Below are 22,292 nucleotides of genomic sequence, written 5' to 3' on the forward strand. Positions count from 1 at the left end.
AGATGTGTATAAGAGACAGCTGCTGGCCTGGGGTGTGCGCTAACCCTTCGACCCTGGCTCTAGGCGGCACGCAATTACGTGTCGTTAAGGAAATGCGCTCGTCACCGCCTAGAGGCAAAAGGGCTGTGTGCGGAGGTGCCATATTCCGTGGACCCGGGAGCGGCGCTGAAGATGGTTGGTTGAACGTGGGATCGCCATCACGGCATACCCCTCGAAGAGGTGCAGGCAGATCCCACGAAGCTGCCTCAGAGGAGTGCGCATGACAGTTGTTCGCGTGCGCAGTCGTTGGCCAAATTTCGTTGATTTTTCGGCCTGTTTCTAGTCAGCTCACGCAGACAAACTTGAACATTCGAAAATTGGCTCGGGCGTTCAGCGGCATTCAGCCGCCTTCGGACTAAGATTGGGCGCGGTCATGCCGGATACTTGCGAACGCAAGCGACGGGGATGGCGGCGACGCACGTCAGTAAGCTTTCAACCCAAGAAGCGTAAAGCGAGAACAGGAGACGGGTTCAGCACTGTCCTGGTTTCGCGCGCGATGGATGCCGTTAACATGTTGGGCCGCGCAGGGTGTGCATTTCTGGATGTTCGCTGGACGGCGTAACTCACGGCTGCCCAGGACACTTGAGGCAGTGATTACGGGTTGCTGGAGGTCTTGATTCAGCTCTCCCGGTCTTTCGGGGGGTAGTCCCATTGTCTCGTTCGTTCGTTGGAAACGGGGTGCTGCGGCGCGTCAGAGTATCAGTGCAAGGGGCGCTGTCCAAAAAGAGATCTCTGGATCGCGGCGTGGCTGACAGCCATTTGACAGCCAATGGGAAAGAAAGCCGTGGATCCTGTGGAAGCAGTGGACGTCCAAGAGGCTGAAAATACGTGGCTTTTTGACAGCGTAGTACGCTACGGACAGTGGTTCGGCTGACTCTTAATCAGCGGGTCCGGGGTTCGAGTCCCTGACGGCCCACCTCAGCCTGGGCGGAGGCTGCAAGCGTGCTTGCCGGAGTGCGCGCTCGGCTTCCCTTCGCGAAGCCTGTCGGATTGGGCTTGCGCAGCGCAGGGGTGGTCTTTGCGCTGCTGCCATTGCACAACAGCAGTCCTCTATGGTACCGGCCTCGGGCACTGACGCGCTGCGCCAAGAGCGAGGGTTCGGCGTTCCGAGCAAGATTTGAAGACAGGAGGAAGATCCGGCCGTGAGCACTGCCACGATCAACTTTTACAAGGCTGATTTGCGCTCGATCCGCTTTACCTTGTACGAGCACCTCGGGGTCGACCGGCTCTTCGAGCTCGATCGCTACGCGCACCTCAACCGCGAAGAATGCGATTCGGTGATCGACCAGTGTTACCGCTTCGTGTGCGAAGTGATTGGTCCGCTGAATTCCCTCGGCGATCGAATTGGCTGCCGGTTGGAGAATGGCGTGGTGCGCACTCCGCCGGGCTTTCGCGAAGCCTGGGCAAAGCTGTTCGAGCTCGGTTTGCCAACGTTTACCATGCAGTTGGAAGTCGACGGCCTCGGTGGGCCGCATGCCATCGGCGTGATTTTGCAAGAGCTGCAAAGCGGCGCGAACACTGCCTTCACGATGTATCCGGAGCTCACGCGCGGGGCGGCCGATCTCATCGCCCATTTCGCCCTCCCGGAACACCGGCGGATGTTCTTGCCGCCGATGTTGCAAGGACGCTTCAGTGGCACGATGTGCCTTTCGGAGCCGCACGCTGGCTCCGATGTCGGCATGGCGAAAACCCGTGCCACCCCGTTGGAGGGGAACATTTACCGGATTCAAGGTACCAAGTGCTGGATTTCCTCCGGTGACCACGATTTGGCGGAGAACATCGTTCACCTCGTACTCGCGCGGATCGACGGCGCTCCTCCCGGCACCAAGGGGTTGTCGCTGTTTATCGTGCCCAAGATTTGGGTGAACCCCGACGGCTCGCTCGGCGAGCCGAACGACGTGGTGACGGCGTCGATCGAGCATAAGATGGGGATTCGGGCGTCGGCGACCGCAGTTTTGAACTTCGGGGAGAACGGCGGCTGCCGGGGCATTTTGGTTGGCGGCGAGCCCAACGTCGGTATCAAGCAAATGTTCCGGATGATGAACGGGGCGCGGATTGCCGTGGGTGTACAGGGACTCGCGATTGCCTCGACGGCGTACTTGAACGCGCTGGCCTATGCCCGGCAAAGGTTGCAGGGCTCTTCGGTGCGGCACTTCAAGGATCCGGATGCCCCGCGCGTGCCGATTATCGAGCACTCCGACGTGCGCCGCATGCTCCTGGAGATGAAAGCCAAAGTCGAGGGGATGCGCACGCTTGCGGTCAAGCTCGCATGGCACATGGACATGGCCTTGGCGCTCGAGAAGACCGATCCGGGCCGTGCTGCCTATCATCTCGGGCAAGTGGATTTACTCACGCCCATCATTAAGGCGTATTGCTCCGATCAGGCTTTCCGCATTACGGAGCTGGCCATCCAAACCTACGGCGGCGCCGGTTACGTGCAGGACAACCCGGTGGAGCAGTACTGCCGCGATGCCAAGATCTTTTCCATTTACGAGGGTACGAATCACATCCAGGCGCTGGATTTGGTCGCCCGTAAACTGCACCAACACGGCGGAGAGAACTTTCGTAACTTTTTGAACGAGATCAAAGAGTTTTCCGGGCGCTATGCGGGCTTGCGCGGGCTAGGCAGCGAGGTTCGGTTGCTGCACGAAGCGACACAGCGGCTCGAAGAGGCAGCGCTCGGCCTTATGGAGTTTTTCCTCGGGGGCAAGCTTGATCAGGTAACCCTGGTGGCCAACTGGTTCTTGGAAAGCATGGCGGAGGTGGCGCTCGCGCATTTGTTGCTCGACGCTGCGCGCGTTGCTGAAGAGCGGCAAATGCAGGTGGCTGACAGCGACGGCGAGCCGACGTCCGTCGACGTCGACTTCTACCAGGGCCGGATCATGGCGGCGAAATTCTTTGCGCAGCGCTTCTTGCCCCTGACGCGCGCCCGCTTGGAAATGTTGCTCAGTGCTGACCGGAGTGCGCTCGATATTCCCGATGCAGGTTTCTCCACGGAGTTCTGACCAGCGGTGTCCTGCTCCTTGTTCCGCACGCACTTTCTTCTGTTGACAGAGGTCAGCGTGACTTAGTAATCAGGTTCCCCTAACTTGACCGGAGGGGCACCATGACTGTGGCAATTTATGGTTTGGTTGTCGCTGTCAGCTTGCTGTGTGCGGGGCAGGTCTCGGCGGCACTTTCGCCGGCGGAGCGTTGCAAGCGAGCGCTGGCTTTGGGTGCAAAGCAGTACGAGAGCAAAGTGCTGCAAGCGCTGGCATTATGCCACGCGCGTCGCATGGGGGGACGGGATGGCTACCCCCCCACCATGGATTGTAATTCCACAACTGCATTACCCGCGAGGTTATCCGGGTTGGTGGCGAGGGCAGAAATGCGTTGGCAACGGCAGATCCAGTCGAGTTGTGCTGGTGCAGGAAGCCCGGCTGACCTCGGTTACCTGATTTGCCCCGCGCCCTGCGACTCGGTGGTATTGAACAGCAGCTTTGGCAGCTTGCTTTCGTGTTTTTCTTGCCTTGCGCGCAACCGTGGTGAAGTGGCAACAAGCACGGTTTACGGCACTTTTCCTGACCCTCCCACATTCCCCAACGCTACGGCAGAACGTGTATGCCAAAACACGTTGGGACGGATAACACGCCAGCTGTTTGCGGTACGCTTAGGAGAACAAGTTGCCTGTCAGGTTGGCAAGGTTCAGGGCCGAGTTGCGCCCACGACCGATTGCCGCAGCGCGGATTTGCGTGGCCGGATTGCACGCAAAGCTGCAGCGGTCGCTTCGGCCATTCAACGACGCTGTCCGGATCTTGTGTTAGCCAACTTGACGACCTGCGGAGGCACGCAAGGGTTGGTGACCGTGTGTAGCTCCCAGACGGCAGGTTCGCTGGCAGATGAGTGGTTCGATCGTGTTTACGCGCCGAGCGCAGCTACCACCCCTACGGAATCCCCCACGGCTACGTTGACCCCTCCGCCTACTGCCACTTCCACACCCAGCGCTACAGACACGCCACCGCCGACTGCAACATCAACGTCCACGCCAACACCGACGGAAACGTGGCCTCCCGGTGTGCCCACCCCGACTCCGACGGAGACGCCGCTATTCACCCCCACGGCCACGCCGATCCTGAAAACGTGCACGTTCGGAGGTAGCGGGACCCGATTGGGCCTCCAGTGGGACAAGATGATTTTTACCCTGCCGTTGGGCCGTACGATTTGCCCCATGTCCGGGAGCTTCCAGTTGGCTTTTGGTGGGGCAGATGCAAACGGCATCCGCACAGTCAGTATTCCTGCAAGCTCGCTGTCGTTTGGTCCGGTGGTGTGCAACGTGGCCGGGCTGCAGACCACGATTTGTGTTGAAAGCCCGGGCGTCGATGGCTTTGGGCAGCTCGATTGTGACGGAGGCGTAGCGAACTACAATTTCCGTCTCGAGGTGGACCACAACACGAACCAGCCACCACAATCGAACGGAGGATTTCCCCAAGACGCATCGTGTAGCGCCACGTTCACGGACGCGGTCACTGGCCAGGCGTGGTCGGCGTGTTTGGAACAGAGCGGAGGCACTTGTAACTTGAACAACCTGCATCCAGGAGTGTGCAACAGCCCCTATCGCCCCACCTACTCGGGTGCGTTTCCTGCCGCCGGCATGACCATCCGGCTTCCGTTGCGCCTGAAGAACGTGGCAGGGGCCACGGGGAATCCGTGCGACGGAGTTGGGGACACGTACAATGTCACCACCGAGTTCGGTGCCTTTCTTACGACCGGCACCGCCCGCGGCACAATTTACGACGCAAATAACCAGAACCGGAAAATCGACCAAGGAGCGCCTTGTTACGGTGGTTCGTGTGTGACGGAGGTGAGTGGCTCCCCGCCAGCGGCATTTTGCGGCGATCCGACAGCGTCACTTGTCGGGACCAAGCTCGTGTCCGTCCTCACTGTAGTCGACCTCCACAGCTTTGCTGGAGACGCTGCTGCTACTGTCGAACTCGAGTGCCAGTAAGCCGTAGCCTGGACAGAATGGAAGGTCCGGAAGTTGTTGTGAGGCTTGTAACGGTTTTGGCTGAAGGGGCTTGGAGGTGGTCGTCGGCCAGCTGTCATCGCGGCGAGGGTCTCGGCATCTCGTACTTGGTACACTTGAGGGCACCAAGATCGCGGTGGTACGCGGGCTGGCTTCGCGCAATCGGAATTGCCGCGCAGTATAACTGTCCGGTACTAGGCCGACAGGGCGCGTTATTGTGTTGACACAGGCATGCGCTCCTGCGTACAAGGGACGCTGCGTCGATCCCAAATGGGGTGGGAGAGATAGTAAGCGAGGGAGCGAGAGGGCAAATGGAGACGATTTTACACCGGTTGGTTGCAGGCGCCGTGGGGATGGTTCTGTGTATGCCAGCTTTGGGACAAGTGTCGCCGGATGTGAGGTGTCAAGACGCTTTAGGGAAGGCGGCGCGGCGGCTGCAAATGAAAATTCTGGCGGCGCAAGCTAGTTGCCACGAGAGACGCATGGCGGGGAAACCGGGCTACCCGGCCACGTTAAACTGCAACGACTTAAGTCAGCTGCCGACAGCTTCTTTGAACGGGATCATGAAGGCTCAGCTCGCACTTGAAAGAGCGGCAATCCAGCGTTGCGACGCGGCAGGAGCATCGTTGCCGTCCGCTTTGGGTTACCTTGCGTGCGTGGCGCCCTGTGAGTCGGTGGGGCTGACGTCGAGCTACGTAAGCCTGTCGACATGTTTGAGCTGCTTGATCCAAAGTCAGGCGTTCAGCGTGACAAAGTCCCTATACGGGGACTTCCCAAATCCCCCGCTGTTGGTTGCCAACCCAGCGGCGTTGGCCTGCCAAAAGGCGTTGGGCAAGGCGGCGCGGGATTTGTTCGCGAAGCGTCTTCAGCAGCAGCTAGCCTGCCAATACAAAGTAAATACGGGAAAAATCCTGCCCACAAACTGTCTCACAGCGGATCTCAACGGCAGCATCGCGAAGAAAGCCGCTGCGCTCGATGCGTTTGTACGCAAGAAGTGCAGCGATGGTTTATTAAGCCTCCTCACGTCTTGCTCGACAAACCAAAACGGCGCCGTGGCATGTTCGCTGGGCACGGGGCAAAGCCTAGGGGATTTCTTGTTTGATCAAATCTACAATCCTCCCGCGCTGACGCCAACGCCGACGCCTACGGAGACACCGACGGTCACAGGAACACCCACCCCGACGCCGACCGGTACCCCGACGGCGACGCCGACACCGACAAGCACCGGAACCTTTACGCCGACGCGTACCTTCACTTCCACTCGCACGTACACGCCGACGCGCACGCCGACGGAGACCTACACGCCGACGGAAACGCCGACGGAAACGCCTACCGACACGCCGACCAATACCCCCACAGAAACGGCGACACCGACGCCCTCGAACACACTGCCACCGGGTGTTCCGACTTACACGCCGACGAACACACCGACGATCACCAATACGCCAACGCGGACTCCTACGCGTACCTTTACACCTACGCACACACCCACCTTCACCTTTACGCCAACCGACACAGCCACGCCCACGAGCACGCCGACCAACACACCAACCCAAACTCCGACGCCGACGGCTACGTTTACGCCGACGAATACACCGCTGCCCACCGCGACGTTCACCCCAACGTTCACCCCAACACCGATTGTGAAAACTTGCTCGATTGGCGGGAGCAACAGCCGGCTCGGTCTACAATGGGATAAGACGATCCTGTTCATCAGCCTCGGCCGCACGATCTGCCCGGTGACCGGCAGCACCCAGATCGTTTTTGGCCCACAGGATCCCAGTGGCGTGCGACCGGTGACGATCCCCGCAAGCAGCGTCTCCTTTAACCAGGTCACATGCAACGTGGCGGGTGTCACCACGGTAACGATTTGCGTCGAAAGCACGGGCGTCGATGGCTCGGGGATTCTCGACTGTGACGGCGGCGAGCCGAACTACGGCTTCCTCACCCAGGTGGACCACAACACCAACGGCCCACCGCAAACCAACGGCGGTTTCCCTGCCGATCCGAGTTGCACCGCAACGTATACGGACCCGCTGACGGGGGGCGTCTCCAATGCCTGCTTGGAGCAAAGCGGCGGTACTTGTAACGCGAACAACTTGCATCCGGGCATATGCAACAGCCCGTACCAAACCACCTATCCGAACAGCTTTGCCGCCGGCGGTATGACGGTGCGGGTGCCCTTGCGGTTGAAGACCGTGAGCTCTTCGACTGGCAACCCGTGCGACGGCGTGGGCGACACCTACGGAGCAAGCACGGAGGTGAACGCATTCCTCACCACGGGCACAGCACGAGGTACGATCTTCGACTCCAACAACGAAAATCGAAAGATCGATCAAGGTGCGTCTTGCCGGGGTGGCGCGTGCGTCACTCAGGTGACCGGGGCAGGCCTCTCCGCGTTCTGCGGGAATCCGGCGTTGTCGTTGAGCGGCGCAAGGATGGTTACTGCCATCGGCGTTCTCGACCTCGACTCCACCGCCGGCGACACGGTCGCCACCGTCGAGCTGCAGTGCCAATAGTGTAAACGAGCGGTGTTGGCTGCACGGGCAGAGGCAAAGCTGCCCGTGCAGCCCCCCTTCCAAATGATTCCACGCGTGTGGAGGGGACTCGTCGCGGCCACGCCTTGTTTAGGTGCGAGGGTTTCCGTCTTCCTTGCGAGCAGGGTGGGAGAGACCACTGTGCAGGCGGCCTAACTGGGTAACTCCGAGTGGGCCTGTTGCTTGAAGGTGCTGGTGTTTGCAGACGCTGTCTGCAAGCGCCAAGGGGCGCGCTTTTTGCCCGCGCCGGTCGCGGTTGGGCGGCACGCGAGGGTTGTACGATTTTGTTCAGCGTGCCATGGGGGCAACGTGCCAGGGGTGAGCAACCAAACGAAGGGGTTTGCCTACCAGAGGCCAGTTGATGCATGAATTTTGCTGGAAGAAAACACAGTTCACTGCAGCTTGTGGAGTTGTGAGGTGCAAGACAGGTCGAAGGCGAAGCGAGAAGCGCAGAGGAGGCGCACCGTGTGTGCGGCTGCTTTTGCGCAATGAGGTGCGGATTTCCGTGACATGAGTCAGGGCGAGCAGGCTCCAGTAGATTTAACGGCGCTTTTGGTGGAATGGCGGGAGCAGTTGCAGGCAGCCCGCGTTGCGGTGGAGCGGGCTTGCGGAACCGTGGAGCGGTTGCAGCAAACCACGCTATACGGGTTCGAAAATAAGCTCGAGACGTTGCGGGAGGACCTTGGTCAGCTTCGCCAAGTAGTCCAAAGCTTGCACAACCGTGGGGGAACGCTTCCGGCTGAACTGGAGTCTATTGAGGAAGCGGCTCGTGCTGCCCATGCGGCGCTCGAACGCCTGTCGGTCTTGGACGCGACGCAAGCCGCGAGCCTCCAAGCGGTTGGCGAAGAACTGCGGAACCTGCGTGCGGATGTGGAGCGCTTGCTTGAGCGTCTCGGTAGCTTGCCCGATGAACCCGCCGCAGGAGCGGAGCACTCGGCCGCTGCGGCCGGCGGCGTCCGTGGCTTTCGCTCGTCGGGCGAACCGATGCTCGAAATTGTCCGCATGCACGTGGAGCTCTTGCGGACGCTTCTGGAGCGTGGAGCACCTCCGCCACGGGCACCGGTGCCCGTGGCGAACAGCGAAGGAGAGCATGTAGCGACGCTTGGAGTGCAAGCGACTGGTGCAACTTCGGGAACGGCTCAGGAAGAACCTAGCCAGGGCGCGTTGGGCCGGCTGTGCGCGGAATTGCGGGGGATCGCTGCATCTTTAGAGCATCAGCTCAGTGAGCTGCGGGAGGAGGAGCAGCGCCGTGTCCATTCCTGGGAGAGACGGCTGGAGGAGATGCAGCACACGGTGGATCACCTAGCGTCGCTGGACCACGGGCGGCGGTTGTTTTTCGCCGTTGGTTTGGGCTTGGTCTTCGTTCTTGCCGTGGTTGCTGCTGGGCTTGGCTGGTATCGCGCGCAAAGCGTGAGCGCGCCGACGCCAATGAAGGAGACGGAGCGCTCCGTGGCCCGGGGGACGGAGGAAAAGGAATTCGAGTACCAGCGGCTTCTCGGCGAAGCCGAGGTCGCTCTCGCACAAGAAGAGTGGGACAAAGCTGAGAGGATCCTCGCTCAAGCAAGCCGGTTACGTCCGGAATCGCGCGGGGCGCTGATCGCTCTGTCTGCAGTGAGAGCGAGGAAATCTCTCGCCGCTGTAGAGCCGCCCGAAGGAGGTGGGAGTGGCCGCAGCCCCGCAGCACTCAACTGCGCAGTGCGAGACGGCCGGTTGTGCTGCTGGGTTGGCCCGAACACCGAGCAATGCGTGGCTTGGCCTGTGGGAACCGGTGGCCAAGCATTCCCGACTTCACCGCCCACTCCCACGCCCCGCGCGCGCCAGCGTGCAGCGCGCACGACTGCGGTTGAGCCGCCACCAGTGGACGATGAGTTCTAGCCGCGGCAGCGAGCCAGTGGCCGGCTAGGGCGGTGAACCCAGCGGCCAGCGCCCTCCCGGTCGAGCGTGAGGGCGGCCTCCTGCGGGAGGAGGAATGGACCGGGGCTACGCAGGTTTGGCCCTTGGGCACACTTGCACAAGCCGCGTGCAGTGTACGGATCGCCTCCCGATTAGTGGGCAGGCGACGGCAAGCGTTGTTCTGCGCCGTCAGCGGCGGCGCGGCTGACGGTACAACTGCCGGTACAACTGCACGTATTCCCGAGCCACGTCTTCGAGCGGGGGCAGCCAGGGCGATGCCGCTGGGTGGTGCATGGTCCTACGCGTAGGCCGGGGACGAAAGTCTTCCATCGTGTCGATCCAAGAGTGCAAATCGTCGCGTGCCAGGGGGTGGAGAAGCTCCGTTGCCGATGGCGATTGGGCCACAAGAGCGGGCAAGCGCACGGTGGGAGACTTAACCACGGCCACACCCGCCTCGAGGGCAGTGAGCGCAAGCCAAGCACTGACTCGCTGTTGCTTTGCGAGTAAGACGACGTCGGCCCCCGCAACCGCAGCGTGTGTACCGGGGAAGAGAGAAGTGCAATGGACGGCGGAAGCCACGTCGAGCACCTCGGCGCGCTGCAACACTTGTAAGGACACTGTCGGGGACTCCGTTCCCGCGACGAGAAGGGTGGGCACACCGCGATGAATCATCTCCGCAAGAATTTCGAGTACGATCCACTGAGAATCTGCGTCGTCTGCCTCCTCGAAACTGGCCATCATCACGAAGCCCAGAGGCTCGACTCGGAGGGCTTCCCGCGCCGCGTTGCGGGTGGTCGGGCTGCGGCTGTGGGTGGACAACGGGATGACGGTGGTCAGCTTTGGTGCAATGCCGGACTCTAACAGTGCCTGGCGAGCCTCGAAGTCCGCGGCAATGTAGCGCTGGCCACTGGTGCGGAGGGCACGATCTAGCCAGCGCTGCCAGCTTCGCGACTGCGCTGCCAATGGACTCGGGAAGCTGAGGAGCGCTGGAGCAGGATAGACGAGCCAGCGAGCTCGCTGGCAAGCGTGTACGGCCCGCTCGCCGAGGGCATGGACGACCTGCACGCGCAGGCGGCGAATGAGGTGCGCGAGCTCGCGGGCGGACGCGTGGTCGCTCAGGGTAAGGTCGTCTGTCGGCTCCGTGGTGTCCGCGGCACGAGTTCCAAGCCGCACCCAGTAGCAGTCGAGCGCGTGTGCCTCCCTGAGCCTGTGAGCGAGGCAGCGGGAGAAGCTCTCCCAGAGCGGATCGGCGTCCTCTCCGGTTACGAAGAGCACTCTCCCCTTGCCGAAGCCTGTGCCCCTGGAGAGTGGGAAGTGGCCGCTTGTTGCCGGTGCGTTGGCAATGGACGGTGGGCCCGAACCATGAACTCGGTGCATGTTTGGGAAGCACAGCGAACGCTGTGCCAAAAAGTCGCAGGTGGGGCGGCATGGCACATTGTTCGCTTTGCCTCCACTCCGTTCGTGGTTTTGGCGGCGTCGGAGTACAAGTTTGTACACCGGCGCAAGTTTCCGATCGGTAGACGGTTGCGGTCGGTGTAGCCGCGAGACACTGGTAGACCCCGCGAGGAAAAGGAAGGAGGTTTTTTATGGGCTACGGGCAGTCGGGCGAGAGTCGGGTAGACGAAGGGTTTGTACCGCGAGGTGCCATCGCCTTCTTCTTTGCCATGGTGGGCTTTTACGCTCTGGTGTGGCTCACCTTGTATTGGATTATGGCCGCACGCGCCTAAGGCGCAGATACAGAGGAGGCGTGAGAATGGAGCGCAATGAGAAGGTGGTCTTGGTGGTCTCCGGCACGCTGATGGGCGTGTTTCTGCTGTTGCTGGTGTATTCCGGTTTAGGCTTAGGCGTCACTGTCCCGACTTGCGTCAGCGATGTTCGGCCCTTTGGGCAGGGCAAGGTAGAGCAAAAGGGACCAGGTGCGTACGACATTTATCTCGTTTCGCGCATGTGGTTCTTCGATCCCGGCGAGATTCGTGTTCCCCCGGGCGCGGACATCAACCTGTACGTGAGTGCGCTCGATGTCACCCACGGTGTGTACGTGGAGAGCACGAACGTGAACTTGATGGCAGTGCCCGGAAGCGTGAACTTCGCTCGCTTTCGGCTCGACCGCGAGGGCGAGTACCGGGTGTTCTGTCACGAGTACTGTGGCCTGGGGCACCAAAACATGGCGGGGAAAATTGTCGTAACACGCTCCGCGGCGGTGAATCCGGGGACCGACGTAGCCCTTTAGGGCAGCTGAGAACCGAGCCGAGGCACGCTTTACAGGAGGACGGGTGATGCAGCAGGGTACGAATGGTGTCGATCGGACACATCGAGTCGCCGCGTTGCTTTTGGTTGTGGTGGGCACCAGCCTCTTGGTGCTCGGCATCTACCACGGTTTGCTGCAGGTGCTCTACCGAGCGGGATGGTTGCGGGCCGCTTCGTTTCTAGGGTTGGACTACTATCAGGGCCTGACCCTGCACGGAGTCGTGAATGCGATCGTGTACACCACCTTTTTCGAGGTCGCCTTCGGCTACGTGGTGGTCGGCCACTTCTTGCGTGTGCCGCTAAACGCGGGCGTGACCGGACTTGCCGTGGGTTTGATGTTGGTGGGCACACTGATGGCAGCCATCCCGATATTGGCCGGCAAGGCTTCTGTACTGTACACGTTTTATCCACCGCTGAAGGCTAGCCCGTGGTTTTACCTCGGCGCGTCCTTGTTAGTCGTTGGTTCCTGGGTTCCGTTCTTTCAGTGGATTGCCGCTTACTTGCAGTGGCGGCGGTTGCATCCCGACAAGGCCGCACCGCTTGCTGTGGTCGGAATGCTGGCAACCTTCACCGTGTGGTTGATCGCCACCATCCCGCTCGCGGTGGAGGTACTCGTGTTGCTGCTGCCGTGGTCGCTGGGTTGGACCAAATCGGTCGACGTCGTCCTCGCTCGCACGTTGTTTTGGTTCTTTGGGCACCCGCTCGTCTACTTCTGGCTCCTGCCGGCGTACGTGATGTATTACGTGATGTTGCCGCCGCTTGTCGGAGGAAAGTTGTTTTCGGACAAGGCGGCGCGGTTGGCGTTTCTGTTGTTCATCGTTTTCTCGGCTCCCGTCGGCCTCCATCACCAGTACGCCGATCCCGGTGTCAGCAGCAGCTACAAGTGGCTTCACGGCATCTTCACGTTTTGCGTGGCGATTCCGAGCTTCATTACCGCGTTTACGGTGGCTGCGACCTTCGAGCACGGCGCACGGCGCAACGGCGGGCAGGGGTTGTTTGGCTGGTGGGCAAAGCTTCCGTACTTTGATCAGCAACGGTACCTGTTCGCCTACGGATTTATGGGCCTTGTGTTGTTCTTGTTTGGCGGCATCACCGGCATCGTGAATGCCTCGGTGACGATGAACAACGTGGTCCACAACACGGCGTGGATTCCGGGCCACTTCCATACCACGTTGGGAGGGCCGGTGTTTCTGGCATTCCTCGGGCTTTCCGTGTGGATGCTCACGGAACTGTGGGGCAAAGAGCTGCGGTTGCCGCGTTGGAATCTCATGGTTCCGTATGTGTGGACCGCAGGGGTCGCGCTGTTCTCGATTGGTTTGTCGGTGGCCGGGGTTATGGGAGAGCCGCGCCGGACGAACATGGCCTTGAGTTACTCGAACCCTGACTCGCCACTGTTTCAAGCGCGATGGGAACTCTGGACCCAGCTCGGCGCCGTGGGCGGTATTTTGATGACGCTCGCGATGGTCGTGTACTTCGCGGTGTTTTTCTCCACCTTGTTTGCACCAGTGCGGGTCGTGGGGGAGATCCGCTTCCCCACCGCCGAGCCGCTTCGTCCTGAGAGTTTGGGAGCCACACGGAATTTTACGCCGTGGGTGATCGTGGCGGTGATTTTTTTGATCATAGCGTATGCGCCGCCTCTGCTCGAAGTCTTGCGCGGCTCCACGGTTCCGTCGCCTCCGTTCGAGCCGTTCAGTCCCGTTCCAGTGACACGGTAATGGTTGCGACTGGCTGCAAAACGATCACGCTGGTCTTTTCAGCCGCCTTGCTGGTGGGGGGTGCGATGGCATCGGCTCAGGGGCTGGGACAAGGGCTCGCGCCGCTCGTCGGAGAGAGCGTGCGGATCGACACGGTTGTCGACGAAACCGGGCGGGCGATTACCTTGGCTCCACAACCGCCGGAGGCCGGTCCCCTGCTCTTGGCGCCAATTTATGCGCGTTGCCCGCACACGTGCTCGCCGTTGACTGCAAACTTGCTGCGGGCCATTCAGGAGGCCGGCGGCCGATTGGGAAAGTATCGCGTGGCGAGTTTGTCGATCGACCCGAGGGAAACGCCCGAAAACCTGCGGCGGTTCCGTCAACGTCTGGGATTGCCGGCGGACTGGTTGCTTGTAAGAGCCCGCGACGGCAGCGAGCTTCGCAAGTTGCTGCAGGAGCTCAGGTTCGTGGCGGTGGAGCGGGCCGACGGGCAGTTCGACCACCCCAACGTGGTGTACGTGTTGTCACCCACCGGTGTGGTCACCGCCGCGCTGCCGGGACTCTCGCTAACGGCAAGCGAACTGGTGTCAGCGGTCAATTCTGCGCGGAGCGGCGGTGCTCCGTGGTGGCGTCTTCCGGTTTTTGCCCTGGCGGCAATTGGCTTCGCGGCCAGTGCATGGGTTTTCGCCGTTGCCTGGCTCCAGCGCCGGGGGCGTGTGCGTGCGCCGGCGGGTGGCGTGTGCAGGACGGCCACCTTTGAGTGAAGCGGGAAGCGAGACACTCGAGAGATGCAACCGTGGCCGACCAGGGCCTCCGGCGACGGCCTGCAGCCAGCCGCTGGCAGGCGAGCGATGTTCCGCGCTTCAGTGCGGCAGCATCTTAACGAGGCTGTTGTACTCCTTCGGAGCGAAACTCAACGCAAGCAGAGAACCCGAAACGCACGCGGAGACCTGTCGGCCTGAGCTTGCCTGAGGGAAGCGCAAGCTCGAACGCGTGGTTTGATACCCAAGCTGCCGTGGCAGAGGAACGGCGGTGCCCACAAGGAACAGTCATTTTCGTGGGGCTCTCCAATTTGGCAAAGGGGTGAGCGGAGCGTCAGTTGCCTGTGTCTACGAAGCTGTTCGTGGTGTTTCGTCGCGCTGGGCTGGTGAAAGTCGCCTCCCAGCAAGTGCCGGCGCTGTTGTGCACTTGGGCGACGACAGAATAGTTCGACGGAAAGGGCAGCGAGGGGAGGTTGAGAAAGGCCCCTTTACCTCGGCTGATGAGCCTCGACTTCCCATCGGGCCCTGGGCGCAACAGTAAGAGCTCGAGGCCATCGGGTGTCCGTTCGCCGTCTTGGTAGGAGTAACCGCCGTCAGCCAGCACTTTCCAGCACGGTTTGCCCTTGCAGTGTCCTGCCGCGGGAGCGCGTGCGGCAAGCAGAAGGCTGGCAGTATGGGCATCGTATAAACAGAGTTCGTAACTCGTGGAGCCGGTTGCGGGGTTGCCAAGCTCAGCGGCCAACGTTTGTTCGCCGAGGGTCCAGCGAAACACAATTCGGTCACGAGCATCATTCGGGGCATCGTGGACGACGAGTTGGGCGCGCCCGGGCAGCACCGTACGTTTGCAGCTCGTGGCTGGTAGAGCAGCGCTCGTACATGCACCTTGTCCGTCGCAGATGCCGGTCGTGCATGCCTTGCCGTCGTCGCACGAGGCGCCGGCAGGCTCGAACTGGCAAGAGGGATCGCAGCAGTCTCCAGCGAGGTTGTTGCCATCGTCGCACGCTTCACCGTTGGCAGTACAGAGCACGCCATTGCCGCAGCGGGTAGAGAGTGTGCAGTTGGTGTCGCAGCCATCGCACTCGCTCGTGTTTCCGTCGTCACACTCCTCGCCAAAAGCACTTTCCACCACGCCGTTGCCGCAGCTTGCCGCTTCATCGGCGCCGACGTCGACGCGCACGGCGTTTAGCCGTGGCTCTCCGTCGATGTCCGTCTCTCCGGCTGCCGGATTGAAGGGGAACTCACCGGCGTTCAATGCCGGGGAGCCTGCAGTTAAGTGGAGGTCGCCGTTCACTGGATCTTGCAAGAACGGATCAGCGAACAACGAGGTAACGTCCTCGGCTGTCGCGCTGCGATACGCGGCGAATCCAACGTACCGAGTACCGTTCCACACGAACTCCGCCGCGCTGCTTCCCCCCGGTGCGTACCAGAGGTTGTAATTCAGCAAGTTGTTGAAGTTCCCCGCCCAGGAAGCGAGGAGCAGGCTCTGTGTGCCAGCGAAGATGTTGTTCTTCACAGTGTTACCCTCTGCGTACTGGATCCAGAGCTCGCCGAAGCCCGAGCCCGCAGTGTTGTTGCCGTAGCACGTGTTGTTGCGAATCAGGTTGCCGTTTGCACGCCCGACCGAAGCCGCGTAGCCCCCAAAGGCAATGCAGGCGAGGCGGTTTCCAGAAATAAAGTTATTCCGCACGATATTGCCGGAGGCTACGATGCCACGGTTTTCAGCCCCGACCTCGATTCCAAGGTCGCAGCCACGGGCCACGTTACGCTCGACCACGACGTCGCGGCCGCCGTCGATGTAAATACAAGCAGCAAACCCGTTCCCTGCCGGTCCTCCCTCCCGCGCGCGCTCGACGCGATTGCCCTGTACGAGCCCATTGCGAGCAACAAGCTGAGGATCGGGCTGGATGTCGGTTTCGCCACCAATCAAGTCGATCCCGATGTTGTTCACATCGTGCACGTAGTTACCGCGCACGATGAAATCGGTCACGTTACCGTTGAGCGTCAGCGCCTCGCTCGGACGCGGGTCGCAATCGAAGATTTCGTTGCCCTCGATGCGTAACTCTTCGATGGGCGAGCTTTCCGTGCCGTACACGGTAATGCCCATCGCATTCGTGCCGCGGATTTCGTGAATAATGTTGCCGACAATCTCGATGCCCTGGCCAGCGCCGACCACGCGGATGCCCGAAGCTTCAAGGTTGCTCCAGTTGTTGCGGATGACAAAGCCTTCGATGCGGACGTGGCTCTTGGATGCGATGAGGACCACGTTTTGTCCTGGCAGACCTGTGCCGTCGAGTACCGCGGGGTTGGGCCCACGCGGATCGGTTGCGGCGCGCAACACAATGGGTGCTCCCGGTGCCCCAGAGGCGGGAAACGAAATTTTCTCGTAGTAAACCCCGCCCGCGACCAAAACGGTATCCCCTGGCGCTGCTGCGTTGAGGCCAGCTTGCACGGTGGGGTAGTCGGCAGGGACTTGGATCGTTGCCGCCAGCATCGGGGGTGCAGCAAAGAGAAACAGGGTGCCGAGCAAGAGGGCCACGATCGCAACAAACCCACTGTCGAGACAACCGCGCAATTGAGGGCGTCGAGACCAGCCGTGCTCGGGAAACCGAGCACAGAGGTTTGCAAGGAAACCGTTGTCAGACTGTCGGGATACGTGGCACGGGGAACTCATTCTCTCCATCGAGGCCACCGATTAAGGTCATCGGCGGTCTGGAGGCAAGGGTAAATTCCGTGCGGATGCGCAAGGCTCGAACTGCACGCCACTGGCTTTGGCGCTCGTGGCAAAGACGTAGAGAATTCGCCATCCGCTCATATCGGAGGAAGAGCGCGGTTTCCATACGTGGCTGCAGCTGCTGGACCGCGGCCGCACGTCGCTTCGTCATTTGGGAGTGCGCCATCGACCGGGATACCGGCCGAGGTTGGCCTCGCACACGGCGGGCAGCCTTGGTAAACGCATGGCCTGATAAGGAGGAAGGCCGAATTGAAGCAGCTCACCGAACAGCAGCGTGCCCGCCTTCGCTACGTGCAGGTCCCCGCACGACTGCCTTCCCTCGAGCGGTTCCCGGATTTTCTGATCATTGGCCCGCAACGCACCGGTACCACCTGGCTGCACGCGCATTTGCGCTTCCACCCGCAGGTGTTGCTTTCCGAGCCGAAGGAGCTGTTTTTCTTTAGCCGCTTGAAGCATCCTGAGGACCCGAGGTTTCGCTCGTCGTCCTTGGCTTGGTACCTGGAGCGGTTTCGCGACCCTTGGCCCTGGTACGTGTACAAAAGCTGGTTTTGCCTGTGGCATTATCGCGAGCGTTATCGTCCTCTGGTGCGCGGGGAGGCGACGGCGAGTTACGCGGCGCTCGAGGAGGACATCATTGCGGAAATTGTGTGTTTGAACCCGGAGATCAAGGTCATCACCATGGTTCGCGATCCGGTGGAGCGGGCGTGGTCACACGCAAAGAAGGATTTAGTGCGCAACCGCGGGCGGTCGCTGGGAGAAGTTTCCGACGAGGAGTTCGTTGCATTTTTCAACGAACCCTACCAACGCCGGTGCGCCCAGTACGTGCAGAACGTGGAGCGATGGGCTCGGTACCTACGAAGGGGAAACTTGTTTGTCGGCCTGTTCGAGGACATTGCTTGGCGGCCTGAGGAGCTCCTTCTCGATGTGATGGCATTCTTGGGCGTGAGAGCGAGCAAACAGTACATTCGTGCTGATGTGCGCGCGCCGGTGAATCCCAGCGGCGGCAGCGAAGTGCCGCCGCGCTTTCGAAAGATCTTGGAAGCGCTGCTGGCCGAAGAAATCGCCGCCCTGCGCGACCGTTTCGGCTGGTCCTGGCCCATGCGACCGGAAAGCGGCGCGAAGAGTTTCGTATTTCCGCAAGATCCGAAGCGCGAGCCTCCCGCGGCTTCTCACTCACATGTGGGTGCTGTGTAAGTTGCCGGGCAGCCACTGAGTGCGGCGTTAACCGCAATGACAATCTCGTCGACCTCAATGGCCCCGTTGGCGCATAGGTCGCCGGCCGCACATTGCGTCACCGGTAAACGCCCGAGCGCAATGTTCACCATGCGGATGAGTTCATCGATGGTGACCTGACCCCTGCCGTCGCAATCTCCCGGGCAGGGGTTGGGTGTCGGAGTGGGCCGCGCCGTCGGTGTTCCCGTGAGCGAGGGCGTCGCTGACGGGGTAGCGGTGGGTGGCTCGGTTTCCGTCGGTGTGGCTGTCGGCGACTCGGTGGCCGTCGGCGTTTTGGTAGCGGTTTCGGTGGCGGTTGGATTGGCAGCCTCAGTGGCCGTCATTGTCGGCGTGTGAGTCTCTGTCGGCACCGGTGTGGGTGTTTCGGTGTCCGTGGCTGTGGGTGTTGGCGCCGCGGTAGCAGTTTCCGTGGGTGTTTCTGTCGGCGTCAAGACCGGGGTCTGAGTCGGGGTCTCTGTTGGAATCGGTGCGGGGCTCTCCGTCGCTGTCTCGCTGGGCGTAGCCGTGGGGCTTTCCGCGGCCGTGGGCGAGTTGGTTGGCGTCTCCGTCGCCGTGGGGCTTTCTGTCGCTGTCGGGGTTTCGGTAGCCGTTGCGGTCGGTGTTTCCGTTTCCGTGGATGTAGGCGTCGGGGTCGGTGTCTCGGTCTCTGTGGGCGAGGGTGTTACCGAGGGCGTGGGGGTCTCGGTGGGTGTTTCCGAGGGTCCTAGTGTTGCAGTTTCAGTCGGAGAAGGAGTGGAAGAGAAGGTAGGCGATGGCGTTTCGCTCGGGGATGGGGTGGGTGTTTCGGTAGGAGTGGCCGTTTCCGTCGGGGTGGCGGTTTCGGTTGGCGACGGAGTTGCTGTGTCTGTGGGTGAAGGCGTTGCCGTGGGAGGTTCGGTTGGCGTGGCGGTTGGTGAAGCCGTCCCAGTTGGTGTTGCCGTGGCCGTGGCGGTTTCTGTGGGCGTGCTGGTGTCCGTCGCGGTCGGAGTTGCTGTTTCAGTGGGGCTTGGGGTTGCCGTGGGCGTGGGCGTGGCCGTGGCCGTAGCCGTAGCCGTTGCTGTGTCGGTCGGTGTGGGGCTGGGAGTGTCCGTCGCTGTTGCGCTGGGGCTCGGCGTCGGCGTTGCTGTCGGGGTATCCGTTCTCGTGGGGGTTGCAGTTGCAGTCGGAGTGGCCGTGGGCGTGTCGGTGGCGGTGCTCGTCGCGGTGGGTGTTGCGGTCGCCGATGGAGTGGGCGTGGGCGTTGGCGTGGCGGTTGCCGTGGCGGTGCTCGAAGGGGTAGCCGTGGGCGTCGGCGTTTCTACCGGAAATTGAATTCGGAGAAGCTGGTTGGAGGACTGCGCGGTGACCCAGAGATTGTCATCCGGCCCGGTGGCCAGTCCGACAGGTTGCTGCGGCGGAGTGGGCAACGGCGCGAAGGTGAATTGCTCGAAAATCGGCGTGGGCAGCGGGCGCACGCGGCCAAGGGCATTGGCGCTTTGGAGCGTAAACCACAGGTTGCCGTCTGGGCCGATGGTGATGTTTAGCGGGCCACTGTTGGGAGTGATGGCAACCTCAACAATACTTGCCGGATTCGTGGGATCGATGCGCGCTACACGCGGGCTCACGCCAGACTCGAGGACCCACAAGAAGCCATCCGGGCCGGTGGTGATGCCGCGCGGGAAACTAAAGAAAGCGGGCAGCGGAAACTGCTCGATCGTGAGGGTGTCCGGGTCAATACGGCCAATGCGACTGTCCCCGTACTGGGTGAACCAGAGCTTGGCGTCGGGTCCGAGCGTAATGGAGTGCGGGCGCGGTTCGCCTCGCGTTGGGTCCGTGGGGACAGCAATCTCCACCGCGGAATATGGTGCCGTTGTCACGATATAGCCGATCTTGTTCTTGGAAAACTCGGTGAACCACACGCGGGTGGCGCCGTCCGAAGTGATGTCCATCAAACCCGCGCTGGCAGTGGGGACGGAAATCTCGTCCGTGACCACGCCTGCGGTAGTCATGCGCGCAATTTTGTTGGCTGCCTGCTCGAGGAACCAAAGCGCGCCATCGGGCCCCACTGTGATTGCCGCCGGACCTGCATTGGCCGTGGGGATTCCAAAGCTACTCAACGCCCCAGCGGGCGTTGCCCGCCACACTTGGTGCGCCGTCCGCAAGGTGAACCACAAATTCCCGTCCGGCCCGACGGTGATGCCGAGGGGCCCGGTGTTCGGACCAATACTGTAAGCGGTGGAACTAACCTGACCACCCCATGCGGCAGAGGCGGATGTGACCGATAGAGCGAGCGCTCCCAAAATTCGCGCAAAAGCTTTCCCGTAGTGTCGTGTCGCTACCATCACGCGTGCTCCCCCGGTGACGCCCTTTCCTACCTGCATCAACAACTCTGGTCAACCCTACAAACTTGTTTTCCGTCGTTGCTCAATACTCGTCAACCGAGCTTTAGCGAGGCGCGAGCAGGGAGACGTAGCGCCCACGCACTTAAGTGGATAAAAGAGGGCGACCAACGTGGCGACTTTCTCAGAGAGGAGCGGAGGACAATGGCTATTCTAGTAGCCCAGCGCATCCCGCATCGAACTGCTGCGAGTTTATTGGCCCTGGCGATCCTGCTTGTCGGAGGCGGGGTGCAAAGTGGTTTCGCAGAGTCAACCCCTGGCGTGAAGCCACCGAAGCAGGAGCGGGGTGGCACACCAGCGCAGGCGACCCCCAAGTTGAACGCGAAGCAGCAGCGCATCCTTAAAGCGTTGGTGGGTCGCTGGAAAATCGAAGACGGCGAAGACGAGCTTGAGTTCCGCGCCGACGGCTCCTTTCTGGGAAAGAGCCACGCGGTGGAGATGACGGCAAGGTACGAAGTGTCCCGCGATGGACAATTGATTATCGACCTCGGCCTTCCCGTCCCGCGCAAGGCGCAGACTCCCGCTGCTGGAGAGGGAGGGGCGAAGCCCACACCACAAACTCTGCGGGTCGTGCGCGAGGTGCGCTTCGAAGGGAAAAAACTCGTGCTGCGCGATCGCGAAACTGGCCAAACTTTTCGCTACGTGCGCTTGCCCTGAACGTCCAGGTTGCCGCTCCAAGCCCGAGCGTGATGATGGCAAACCGAAAGCGAGGAGCACGGCTGCACGGACTCAAGGCGGGGCAGGGGAGAAGCGAAAGCTATGGTCGTGCTGGATGGTGCGCTTGGTGAAGGTGGCGGGCAAATTTTGCGGACGGCACTGACGTTATCGGTGCTCACCGGCCGCCACTTCCGCATGTTCAACATTCGGGCACGGCGTTCGCGTCCGGGTTTGTTGCGCCAACACCTTGCTGCAGTGCGGGCTGCCGCAGCGATTAGCGGGGCCGAAACCGACGGCGATGTTCTCGGGTCGCAAGAACTTGTCTTTCGCCCTCAACGGATCCGTGGCGGCTCGTTCGAGTTCGACGTCGGTTCTGCGGGGAGTGCGACCCTAGTGTTGCAAACCGTGATGATCCCGTTGCTGTGCGCCTCGGAACCGTCGCACGTGGTTTGCAAAGGGGGAACTCACAACCCCGCGGCTCCGCCCTACGATTTCGTTGCCAGCGTGTACTTGCCTGTGCTGCGGCGCATGGGCGCAAACGTGACGGCAACCCTTCAGCGTTACGGGTTTTACCCGCGCGGTGGCGGGCGCTTCACCGTGGAGATCGAGCCCCTCCAGCGCTGGTTGCCATTGGAGCTGACCGAGCGTGGTGCCTTGCAGGCTGTGTTGGCGCGTGCGCTCGTTGCCGACTTGCCACCCCATATCGCTCACCGGGAACTGCAAGTGGTGCGCGAGATGCTGGGCTGGCGCCAGCAAGAGTTGGTGACGGAGGTCCTGCCCCCAGGGCAGGGTCCTGGTAACGTCCTGCTTCTCAGTATGGAAGGTGAACACTTGGTGGAAATGGCCGTGGGCTTCGGCCAAAAGGGCGTGCGTGCCGAAGAAGTGGCCCGCGAAGCGTGTGCAGCAGCGCACCGCTATCTGTCGGCTGGGGTTCCCGTCGGCGTGCATTTGGCGGACCAGCTCTTGCTCCCGCTCGCGTTGGCTAAGGGCCGCTTTCGTACCCTTGCTCCGTCGAGCCACACGGAGACGAATCGCTTGGTCATTGAGCAGTTTCTCGACTGCTCGATCCGCTTTGAGCAACGCGGCACTGACGATGTGTTGGTGTCGGTCGGGTGAGTTCTCCTGCGGGCACGAAGGCGGC

The 22,292-nt window shown here is 61.5% G+C and carries 14 protein-coding genes, 1 tRNA gene and 1 pseudogene; 12 read left to right on the forward strand and 4 right to left on the reverse strand.

Annotation, left to right across the window (positions count from 1 at the left end; translation table 11 throughout):
- Positions 1–894 precede the first annotated feature (894 nt).
- Positions 895–955: transfer RNA gene (locus N3C12_10050), tRNA-Lys, on the forward strand.
- Between the two features lie 226 nt (positions 956–1,181).
- A complete protein-coding gene (locus N3C12_10055) occupies positions 1,182–3,044 on the forward strand; it encodes an acyl-CoA dehydrogenase (protein MCX8072779.1) in 1,863 nt (620 codons plus the stop codon).
- Positions 3,045–3,936: 892 nt separating this feature from the next.
- Here the strand turns inward: N3C12_10055 and N3C12_10060 are convergent.
- Complete coding sequence (locus N3C12_10060; GenBank protein ID MCX8072780.1) at positions 3,937–4,248, reverse strand: hypothetical protein; 312 nt, start codon at positions 4,246–4,248, stop codon at positions 3,937–3,939.
- Between N3C12_10060 and N3C12_10065 the strand changes: the two genes are divergently transcribed.
- From N3C12_10065 to N3C12_10075, 3 genes are all read left to right on the forward strand, one after another.
- Positions 4,247–5,023 (forward strand): hypothetical protein, encoded by a 777-nt coding sequence (locus tag N3C12_10065; protein ID MCX8072781.1) that lies wholly within the window; start codon positions 4,247–4,249, stop codon positions 5,021–5,023. The two genes, N3C12_10060 and N3C12_10065, sit on opposite strands and share 2 nt — an antisense overlap.
- A gap of 329 nt (positions 5,024–5,352) precedes the next feature.
- Positions 5,353–7,560, forward strand: coding sequence for a hypothetical protein (locus N3C12_10070; GenBank protein ID MCX8072782.1), 2,208 nt, complete (start codon positions 5,353–5,355; stop codon positions 7,558–7,560).
- Between the two features lie 528 nt (positions 7,561–8,088).
- Positions 8,089–9,453: a hypothetical protein gene (locus tag N3C12_10075; protein MCX8072783.1), complete on the forward strand. Its 1,365-nt coding sequence runs from the start codon at positions 8,089–8,091 to the stop codon at positions 9,451–9,453.
- 207 nt (positions 9,454–9,660) lie between these two features.
- Here the strand turns inward: N3C12_10075 and N3C12_10080 are convergent, their stop codons facing one another.
- Entirely contained in the window at positions 9,661–10,746 is a 1,086-nt protein-coding gene (locus tag N3C12_10080; protein MCX8072784.1) for a hypothetical protein, read from the reverse strand.
- A 311-nt stretch (positions 10,747–11,057) separates the two neighbouring features.
- On the opposite strand from N3C12_10080, the gene N3C12_10085 reads away from it, so the two are divergent.
- The 4 genes from N3C12_10085 to N3C12_10100 all read left to right on the forward strand — a co-directional run bounded on the left by N3C12_10085 (position 11,058) and on the right by N3C12_10100 (position 14,176).
- A complete protein-coding gene (locus tag N3C12_10085; protein ID MCX8072785.1) occupies positions 11,058–11,198 on the forward strand; it encodes a hypothetical protein in 141 nt (46 codons plus the stop codon).
- 26 nt (positions 11,199–11,224) lie between these two features.
- Positions 11,225–11,701, forward strand: a complete 477-nt coding sequence (locus N3C12_10090) for a cytochrome C oxidase subunit II (protein MCX8072786.1) — start codon at positions 11,225–11,227, stop codon at positions 11,699–11,701.
- Positions 11,702–11,747: 46 nt separating this feature from the next.
- Complete coding sequence (locus N3C12_10095; GenBank protein ID MCX8072787.1) at positions 11,748–13,433, forward strand: cbb3-type cytochrome c oxidase subunit I; 1,686 nt, start codon at positions 11,748–11,750, stop codon at positions 13,431–13,433.
- Positions 13,434–13,498: 65 nt separating this feature from the next.
- Positions 13,499–14,176 (forward strand): SCO family protein, encoded by a 678-nt coding sequence (locus N3C12_10100; GenBank protein ID MCX8072788.1) that lies wholly within the window; start codon positions 13,499–13,501, stop codon positions 14,174–14,176.
- 331 nt (positions 14,177–14,507) lie between these two features.
- On the opposite strand, the gene N3C12_10105 is transcribed toward N3C12_10100, so the two are convergent.
- Entirely contained in the window at positions 14,508–16,709 is a 2,202-nt protein-coding gene (locus N3C12_10105) for a right-handed parallel beta-helix repeat-containing protein (GenBank protein MCX8072789.1), read from the reverse strand.
- 444 nt (positions 16,710–17,153) lie between these two features.
- Between N3C12_10105 and N3C12_10110 the strand changes: the two genes are divergently transcribed.
- Entirely contained in the window at positions 17,154–18,098 is a 945-nt protein-coding gene (locus tag N3C12_10110) for a sulfotransferase domain-containing protein (protein ID MCX8072790.1), read from the forward strand.
- Between the two features lie 797 nt (positions 18,099–18,895).
- Here the strand turns inward: N3C12_10110 and N3C12_10115 are convergent.
- A pseudogene (locus N3C12_10115) lies at positions 18,896–19,369 on the reverse strand (hypothetical protein).
- 1,269 nt (positions 19,370–20,638) lie between these two features.
- Here N3C12_10115 and N3C12_10120 point away from each other — a divergent pair.
- Positions 20,639–21,151 (forward strand): hypothetical protein, encoded by a 513-nt coding sequence (locus N3C12_10120; protein MCX8072791.1) that lies wholly within the window; start codon positions 20,639–20,641, stop codon positions 21,149–21,151.
- Positions 21,152–21,253: 102 nt separating this feature from the next.
- A complete protein-coding gene (gene rtcA, locus N3C12_10125) occupies positions 21,254–22,267 on the forward strand; it encodes an RNA 3'-terminal phosphate cyclase (GenBank protein ID MCX8072792.1) in 1,014 nt (337 codons plus the stop codon).
- The last annotated feature ends 25 nt before the right edge of the window (positions 22,268–22,292 follow it).

The organism is Candidatus Binatia bacterium (assembly GCA_026415395.1).
In the GTDB taxonomy this organism is placed as follows: Bacteria; Desulfobacterota; Binatia; order HRBIN30; family HRBIN30; genus HRBIN30.

What these genes read in the sequence shown, in the direction of transcription:
- N3C12_10065 (MCX8072781.1), top strand. Translation starts at nt 4,247, where the DNA reads ATGTCCGGGAGCTTCCAGTTGGCTTTTGGTGGGGCAGATGCAAACGGC.
- N3C12_10060 (MCX8072780.1), bottom strand. Translation starts at nt 4,248, where the DNA reads ATGGGGCAAATCGTACGGCCCAACGGCAGGGTAAAAATCATCTTGTCC.
- N3C12_10070 (MCX8072782.1), top strand. Translation starts at nt 5,353, where the DNA reads ATGGAGACGATTTTACACCGGTTGGTTGCAGGCGCCGTGGGGATGGTT.
- N3C12_10075 (MCX8072783.1), top strand. Translation starts at nt 8,089, where the DNA reads ATGAGTCAGGGCGAGCAGGCTCCAGTAGATTTAACGGCGCTTTTGGTG.
- N3C12_10085 (MCX8072785.1), top strand. Translation starts at nt 11,058, where the DNA reads ATGGGCTACGGGCAGTCGGGCGAGAGTCGGGTAGACGAAGGGTTTGTA.
- N3C12_10090 (MCX8072786.1), top strand. Translation starts at nt 11,225, where the DNA reads ATGGAGCGCAATGAGAAGGTGGTCTTGGTGGTCTCCGGCACGCTGATG.
- N3C12_10095 (MCX8072787.1), top strand. Translation starts at nt 11,748, where the DNA reads ATGCAGCAGGGTACGAATGGTGTCGATCGGACACATCGAGTCGCCGCG.
- N3C12_10100 (MCX8072788.1), top strand. Translation starts at nt 13,499, where the DNA reads ATGGCATCGGCTCAGGGGCTGGGACAAGGGCTCGCGCCGCTCGTCGGA.
- N3C12_10120 (MCX8072791.1), top strand. Translation starts at nt 20,639, where the DNA reads ATGGCTATTCTAGTAGCCCAGCGCATCCCGCATCGAACTGCTGCGAGT.
- rtcA (MCX8072792.1), top strand. Translation starts at nt 21,254, where the DNA reads ATGGTCGTGCTGGATGGTGCGCTTGGTGAAGGTGGCGGGCAAATTTTG.